Here is a 7,437-nt window from a genome sequence, read left to right on the forward strand (position 1 = left end):
GGTAACGGGCCGCCGGGCCCGCCGTCACGGTCGTCCGCCACCGGTCCTGTGGGGAAACCGGGAAATGCCCGACGGACGATTCGGACCTATCGTGCTGTTATGGAGAACGCACTCAGCCCCGCGACCCTCTCCGAACTGCGCCGCCCGCGGCCCTATCCCGCGGTGTCCGTGCTGACGCCGACCCACCGCCGGGAACCCGAGAACACCCAGGACCGGGTCCGGTTGCGCAATGTCGTGGCCGAGGCGAAGAAGCAGCTGGAGACCGACCCGGCGGTCACCCGGGAGCGGCGCGCCGACGTCGCCGACCAGCTCGACCGGGCCCTCGCCGAGGTCGACCTGGCGCACACCGAGGACGGCCTGGTCATCTACGCCGCGCCGGGCGAGCACCAGGTGTGGTCCCTGGCCCGCGCCGTCCCCGAGCGCGTCGTGCTCTCCGACACCTTCCTGACCCGCAACCTCGTCTCCGCGCAGGCCGCCGAACGACCGTTCTGGGTCCTGTCGGTCTCCGCCGACCGCGTGACGCTGTGGAACGGCGGCGCCGACCGGGTCACCGAGGAGCACACCGGCGGCTTCCCGCTCATCAGGAACCGGGAGAACTTCGACGCGGAGCGCCAGGAGCGGATCGGCGACCTGCCCAGCACCTTCCGCGACGAGGACACCCGTCACTTCCTGCGCGAAGCCGACACCGCCGTGGGCAGGCTGCTGCGCGAGGAGCCACGGCCGTTGTACGTCACCGGCGAGCAGGCGGCGCTGTCCTGCATCGACGAGGTGGGCGGAGTCACCCGGGACGCGGTGCACGTCCCGCACGGCGGACTGTCCCACGGCACGCCCGACGCCGTCTGGCAGGCGGTGCGTCCGCTGCACGACGCGGAGGCGCGCCGGGACACCGCGGCGCTGGCCAGGGTGCTCGACTCGGCCCGCGGCCACCGCATGTTCGCGGCCGGCGTCGACGAGCTCTGGCAGAACGCCCGGGAGGGCCGGGTCCGGCTGCTGGCCGTCGAGGAGAACTACCAGGTGACGGTGCGCGACGACGGCGCCCATCTGGTCCCGGCCGAGAGCGGCGACCTGGACGCCCGCGAGGACATCGTGGACGAGATCGTCGAACAGTGCCTGGAGACGGGCGCCGACGTGCGCTTCGTACCGGACGGCGCGCTGGGCGACGCCGCCGGGATCGCGGCCGTACTGCGCTACTGAACCGCTCCCCTCCCCCGCGTACGCTACGGCGTGATCGTCGACCGGGAGGGAGAGCGTTCGTGGGTGACCTGCTGGGCGTGGCCGTACTGGGTGCCGGGCACATGGGCGCCGACCACATACGCCGCCTCGATCGGGTGGTGAGCGGAGCGAGGGTCGCCGCCGTGGCCGATCCCGACGCCTCACGGGCGAAGGAGGCCACGACCGGGATCGAGGGGGCGACGGTCCACACGGAGGCGGCGGCCGCGCTCGACGCTCCCGGAGTGGAGGCCGTGCTGATCGCCTCGCCGGGTCCCGCGCACGAGGAGGCACTGCTCGAGGCCTTCGCCCGCGGGCTTCCGGTGCTGTGCGAGAAGCCGATGGTGCCGGATTCCGCCGGGGCGCTGCGGGTGCTGGAGGCGGAGGCCGGGCTGGGGCGGCGGCTGGCGCAGATCGGGTTCATGCGGCGCTACGACGCCGAGTACCGCAGGCTCAAGGCCCTGCTGGACGAGGGCCGGCTCGGGCGGCCGCTGATGCTGCACTGCGTCCACCGCAATGTCTCCTCGCCGCCCGACTTCACCAGCGCGATGCTGATCGACAGCTCGGTGTCGCACGAGATCGACGCGGCCCGCTGGCTGCTCGGACAGGAGCTGACCTCGGTCGCCGTGCTGCGCCCGCGGCCTTCGTCCGGTGCCCCGCGGGGCCTGCTCGACCCCCAGTTCGTGGTCTTCGAGACCGCGCAGGGCGCGCTGGTCGACGTGGAGGTCTTCGTCAACTGCGGCTTCGGGTACCAGGTGCGCTGCGAGGCCGTGTGCGAGGCGGGCAGCGCGCGCGTCGGCGACGAGAACGGGATGCTCGTCACCACGCGGGGCGCCGCCGGTGCGGACGTGCCCCAGGACTACCTCGTGCGGTTCGCGGACGCCTACGACCGCGAGGTGCAGGCATGGGTCGACGCCACCCGGCGGGGCCGGGTCACGGGGCCGACAGCCTGGGACGGCTACGCGGCCTCCGTCGTCGCCGAGGCCGGGGTCCGGGCGCTGGAGGTCGGCGCGCGCGTCCCCGTCGAACTCGCCCCGCGCCCCGGCCTGTACGCCGGGGGCGGTCGCTGACACCGGGCGGGACTCAGACGTTGCCGAGCAGGGCCTGCAGGCCCTGGTCCACCGCGGCGTCGACGTCCTCCTGGCCTGCCGCGACCACGGCGTAACTGCGCAGCAGGAACCGGCGCAGGGCGCCGGTGTCGAACTGGAGCAGGGCCAGTCCGAGCGGGGAGTGGAACTCCATCACCGTACGGGCCCGCCCGCAGGGCCAGATGTGCACATCACCGCTGCCCGCCGGACCGCTCACGCCCTGCTCCAGCAGAGCCCGGCCGAAGGTCCAGGTGACCGCCTCGCCCGCCAGCGACACCTCCGACGGGAAGTCGACGTGCACCGCAAACGGGTCGGTGGAGTCGTAGCGGAGCGTGGCGGGCACGGGCAGCTCCTGATCCTCCGCGGTGATCAAGCGGGCGCGGACGGGTTGTTCAAGAGTGATGTCCATGCATGTACGACCTCGCAGAGGCCCTTCGCATTACGGGAAAGCGGTCTCCAATTCCTGTGACCTGCATCACAGGTGCCACACCCTGGAACATCAGGCCGTCGAACATGTACCCGACAGCCATTCCGACCCCCTCACCTGTCCCTCAAGTCACGTACGTCACCTACGACTTGACCCCTCCGCACGAGGCGCCAACCGCATTCCCCCACCCCACCGCGAAGACTCTGGCATATGCCAGAAGCACCACCGAATCGTGTGTTGCCAAATCCCTTACACGCCGTCGCGGGCTGTGCCACAGTCGTAACGGCCCCTGTGCCAGCTTTCGTCGTACCGTTTCCGCATCGGAGTGCTTCATGCCGTCCCATGTCTCTGCGGACCGCTCAGCCGCCCAGCCGCCAGGGCGTGGCTCGGTCGACGCGCTGATCACGCAGACACGACGGCTCAAGGGCGACATGGACGCCGTACGGCAGGACACACAGGGCGACGCGACGGACCCGCAGGGGCGCTGGCAGCGCGCGCTCTACGACCTGGCGCTGCACCAACTCAACGACCTGGACGCGCACCTGGCCCAGCTGCGGGACGGCCCGCCGCCGGTGCCGGCCGCCGAGCCCGGATCCGCCGCACCGGCGGTCTCCCGGCGCGCGGCGCTGCTCAGCCGGGTCGGCAGCGCCGAGTGGAACCTGCTGACGGACGACGCCGTCTGGTCCGAGGAGCTCTACCGGATCCTCGGCCGCGACCTCACCGCTCCCCCGCTCACCCTCGACGAACTGCCCTCGCTCGTCCTCGATGAGGACCGGCCCAAACTCACCGCGATGGTCACGGACTGTCTGGTCGACGCCAGGCCCATCGACGGGGAGTTCCGCGTCGTCCGGCCGGGCGGCGAGGTCCGGACCGTGCACATGATGGGCGAACCCGTGCTCGACGGCGAGGGCGCCACCGCCTCGATGTGGGCCGTTCTGAGGGACGTCAGCGAACTGCGCCGCAGCCAGCGGGCGGTGCGCGAGAGCCGTGAGTCGCTCCAGCAGCAGCGACACCGCGCCCAGACCGAGCATCGGCTCGCGGTCGAACTGCAGGAGGCCGTGCTGCCACCGTGGCGTGACTCCCTGCGCCTCCCGAGCCAGGGCCCCCGCTCCCTCGACATCGCCGCCCACTACGTGCCCGCCGCGACGACCTCGCTCATCGGCGGCGACTGGTACGACGCGCTCGAACTCTCCGACGGCCAGACGCTGCTCGGCGTCGGCGATCTCACCGGACACGGCCCGGCCGTCGCCTCGAACACGGCGATGCTGCTCGGCGCCCTGCGCGGCATGGCCATGGCGGGCACCGAGCCGGCCCAACTGATGTCCTGGCTCAACCAGTTACTGGACGCCACCGACCAGCCGGCCCTGGGCAGCGCCGTCTGCTGCCGCTACCGGCCGGACACCCGCACCCTGATGTGGGCCCAGGCCGGACACCCCGCCCCGCTGCTGTTCCGCGACGGGACGGGGCGCCGGCTCACCTCGCCGCAGGGCGTCCTCCTCGGAGCCACCTCGCGCGCCGCCTACGGGCAGGCCGAGGCGACCCTCGAAGAAGGCGATCTGCTCGTGCTGCACACCGACGGACTGGCCCCCGCCCCCCGTCTCCTCGACCTCGCCCCCCGCCTGGACGGGACGCGCACCGCACACGACTGCGTACGGCTGATCGTGGAGGAGTGCGGTGGGACCGCGCGCGAGGACGACGCCTGTGCACTCGTCGCCCGCGTCACCCGGTGACAACAGGTTCGTGTTTCACGCCAACTCGCTCACGCCTGGGCGCTGTTGCCGCCCCTGCCTCCCTTCTGCTTCGGCAGCGCCAGCCTGATCTCCTCGCGGAGCTCGCTGATCCCGGGGTAGTTGGCGTACTGCGCGGTGAGCCGGTACATCTGGCTCAGCCGGTCCCAGGTGCGCCGTGAGGAGTTCGACCCCATCGACACCAGCGCCAACCGCGCGAACCGGTCCGCCTGTTCGGGGTCGTCGGCGATGAAGCAGGCGGAGGCCATGGACAGATGGTCGAAGATCTTCGACCGCTCCCGCCCGTCGACGCGCAGCGCCAGGGCCTTCTCCGCGTAGTACTGGGCGTGCACGGCCGCCTGCGGCTCGAACTCGGCCAGCGTGCGGTAGGCCAGGGCCTGCATGCCGTACAGGTCCTCGTCCTTGAAGGTCTGCATCCAGGGCGGCGGGGTGACGTCGCCCTTGTCGGCGACGAAGAGGTCCTCCGCCCGACCGAGGGTGCGGCGCATGGCCTGACCCTTGCCCATGGACGCCTGCGCCCAGGCCTCGATGGTGTGGAACATCGCCCGGGTGCGCGGCAGTACGTTGTCGCCGGCGCCGGACTGGGCGAGCTTCATCAGGTCGAGGGCCTCGTCGGGCCGGCCGAGGTGCACCATCTGACGGGCCGCGCGGGAGAGCGCCTCGCCGGCCCGTGGCCGGTCGCCGCCCTCCCGCGCGGCATGCGCGGCGATGACGAAGTACTTCTGGGCCGTGGGCTCCAGGCCGACGTCGTGCGACATCCAGCCCGCGAGGACGGCGAGGTTGGCCGCGACCCCCCACAGACGGCGCTGGAGATGAGAGGGGTGATGGTAGGCGAGGATGCCACCGACCTCGTTGAGCTGGCCCACGACGGCCTTGCGTTGCAGGCCGCCCCCGCGGGCCGCGTCCCAGGCCCGGAACACTTCGACCGAGCGTTCCAGTTCGTCGACCTCCTCCGCTCCGATGGGGGCGGCCTCGTAGCGGTCGAAGCCGGCGGGTTCGCCATGGTGGAGGAGGGGGTGGTCGATGACGGGAGCGTCGGCGGAGAGGGTCGGGTCGGTGTGCAGCCATTCGTACATGGCGCTGCTGAGTGCGGATCCCGTCGTGAGCGCGACACCTGCGCTCACCAAGCCGCGTCGGTTGAGCATGAGGTCCATTCCCGTGAATTCGGTGAGGACCGCAGCAGTCCGTCCGGGCGCCCACGGCACACCGTCGGGATGTTCCACACTCCCGCCGCCGGGCCGTTTCCCTGTACGCCCGTGCCGGACCAGACCGAGGTCCTCGATGGTCACGACACGGCCGAGACGCTCGGTGAACAGAGCCGCCAGCACCCGCGGCACCGGATCGCGCGGGATCTCTCCCATGTCGATCCACCGCCGCACCCGGGAGGTGTCGGTCGACAGCTGGGGGTGGCCCATGGCCGCCGCCTGCCGGTTGACCAGCCTCGCGAGTTCACCCTTGGACCAGCCGGCCAGGCCGAACAGATCCGAGAGACGGGTGTTGGGTTGTCCGCTCACGTCAAGCCCCCAGGTTCTCGGCTGAGTTGACAGTAGCCCCGGGAAAGTTGCCGGGGGACTATTCGCCAGGGTTTCGCCAGGGTTCGCCACATGGTGTGCCAGTGGGCCATGGGTGTCGGGTAGGAAAGCGCCACCCCGACCCGGTCGCCGAGGGACATTCCCCAGGGTGCACCCGAAAGGACCGGTCGGGGCAGCGCTTTGACGTCCGGCACACGAAGGGATCTGTTTCGCCCATGTACGCAGCATCGTCCTCCGTGTCCGCCCCGCCCCGGTCGCTGCACCCCCGCCCGGGCGGCGGCGGCCCCTACCTCGATCCCGCGCGGTCGGCGGCGCCCGCGCTCGGCGCGGGTCTGACCCGGCGCCCCGCGGGGCTCGGCACGCAACCGCTCAGCGGAAGACTCGACTTGTCCGGCCCCCAGGGCGCGCAACTGCGCACGGCGATCTCGTCGGTGCACCGCATCTGCCCGGAGTTCGCGCCGGTCCAGGTGCTGCGCCGCAGTGGACGCTCGGTGCTCCTGGTCGGTACGACAGGACGCAGTACGGCCGTCGCCAAGTGTTTACTGGACCACTCCCCCGTGTGGGCGGAGCGGATCCGGCACGAAATAGCCGCGTACCGCACGTTCGTCCGGCAGCGCCCCCCGGTGCGCGTGCCGAGACTGATCGCGGCGGACCCGGACAACTGCACACTGGTGATCGAGCGGATGCCGGGGCGCGTGGCGGCACTGCAGCGGCATCCCACCGAGGCCCCGCCGCGGGCGGACATCAGGGCGGCACTCGGCGCGATCTGCCGGCTGAACGCCTGGCGGCCGCCGGCAGGGACGTTCGACGCGCCGCTCGACTACGCGGCCCGTATCTCCCGCTACCACGAGCTGGGTCTGCTGACCGACCGCGACCTCGGCGACCTGCAGAAGCTGCTGCACGGCATCGCGGCCACCGCGGGCCGGCAGGGCATGGGTCAGTTCTGCCACGGCGATGCCCTCCTGTCGAACATCCTTCTCTCACCGGCCGGTCCAGTGCTGGTGGACTGGGAGCACGCGGGCTGGTATCTGCCGGGCTACGACCTGGCGACGCTGTGGTCGGCGCTGGGTGACGCACCGGTGGCGCGCCGTCAGATCAGCCAGATCGCCCAGTCGGCGGGCCCGGCCTCGCGGGACGCCTTCCTGGTGAACCTGATGCTGGTCCTGACCCGCGAGATCCGCACCTACGAGACGGCCGTGCAGCGTTCGATGCACGACACGGCCCCGGCCGCGGCCCACCCGGGCGCCGCGCCGTCCGGCGAGGAACAGCGCCTGCTGCTGCGGCGGCTGCACGACGACTGCCAGCTGGCCCGCCGGGCCGTCCGCGCGGCGGTCGGCACTCGCTGAGGGAACAGAGGTGGGGGGGGGGGGGGGGGGGGGGGGCGGGCCGGCGCCCGCGGGGGGGGGGTGGGGGTGGGTATAATGAGGAGTGGG

The 7,437-nt window shown here is 72.1% G+C and carries 6 protein-coding genes; 4 read left to right on the forward strand and 2 right to left on the reverse strand.

Annotated elements, in window-relative coordinates; genetic code table 11:
- Nucleotides 1-99: 99 nt before the first annotated feature.
- On the forward strand, nt 100-1,194 hold the full coding sequence (locus ACIBTS_RS32655) for a chemotaxis protein (protein WP_399324197.1): 1,095 nt from the start codon (nt 100-102) through the stop codon (nt 1,192-1,194).
- A 59-nt stretch (nt 1,195-1,253) separates the two neighbouring features.
- Complete coding sequence (locus ACIBTS_RS32660) at nt 1,254-2,279, forward strand: Gfo/Idh/MocA family protein (protein ID WP_399324199.1); 1,026 nt, start codon at nt 1,254-1,256, stop codon at nt 2,277-2,279.
- A gap of 13 nt (nt 2,280-2,292) precedes the next feature.
- On the opposite strand, the gene ACIBTS_RS32665 is transcribed toward ACIBTS_RS32660, so the two are convergent.
- A complete protein-coding gene (locus ACIBTS_RS32665; protein ID WP_399324201.1) occupies nt 2,293-2,706 on the reverse strand; it encodes an SsgA family sporulation/cell division regulator in 414 nt (137 codons plus the stop codon).
- A gap of 350 nt (nt 2,707-3,056) precedes the next feature.
- Here ACIBTS_RS32665 and ACIBTS_RS32670 point away from each other — a divergent pair, with 350 nt between their 5' ends.
- Nucleotides 3,057-4,454 carry a PP2C family protein-serine/threonine phosphatase gene (locus ACIBTS_RS32670; protein ID WP_399324203.1) on the forward strand — a complete coding sequence of 466 codons (1,398 nt, stop codon included), beginning with the start codon at nt 3,057-3,059 and terminating at the stop codon, nt 4,452-4,454.
- A 29-nt stretch (nt 4,455-4,483) separates the two neighbouring features.
- On the opposite strand, the gene ACIBTS_RS32675 is transcribed toward ACIBTS_RS32670, so the two are convergent.
- Nucleotides 4,484-5,986 (reverse strand): hypothetical protein, encoded by a 1,503-nt coding sequence (locus ACIBTS_RS32675; protein ID WP_399324205.1) that lies wholly within the window; start codon nt 5,984-5,986, stop codon nt 4,484-4,486.
- A gap of 233 nt (nt 5,987-6,219) precedes the next feature.
- Here ACIBTS_RS32675 and ACIBTS_RS32680 point away from each other — a divergent pair, with 233 nt between their 5' ends.
- Entirely contained in the window at nt 6,220-7,350 is a 1,131-nt protein-coding gene (locus ACIBTS_RS32680) for an aminoglycoside phosphotransferase family protein (RefSeq protein WP_399324207.1), read from the forward strand.
- Nucleotides 7,351-7,437 lie beyond the last annotated feature (87 nt).

Origin of the sequence: Streptomyces sp. NPDC050121 (assembly GCF_044460385.1) — a bacterium.
Classification (GTDB): Bacteria; Actinomycetota; Actinomycetes; order Streptomycetales; family Streptomycetaceae; genus Streptomyces; species Streptomyces soliscabiei.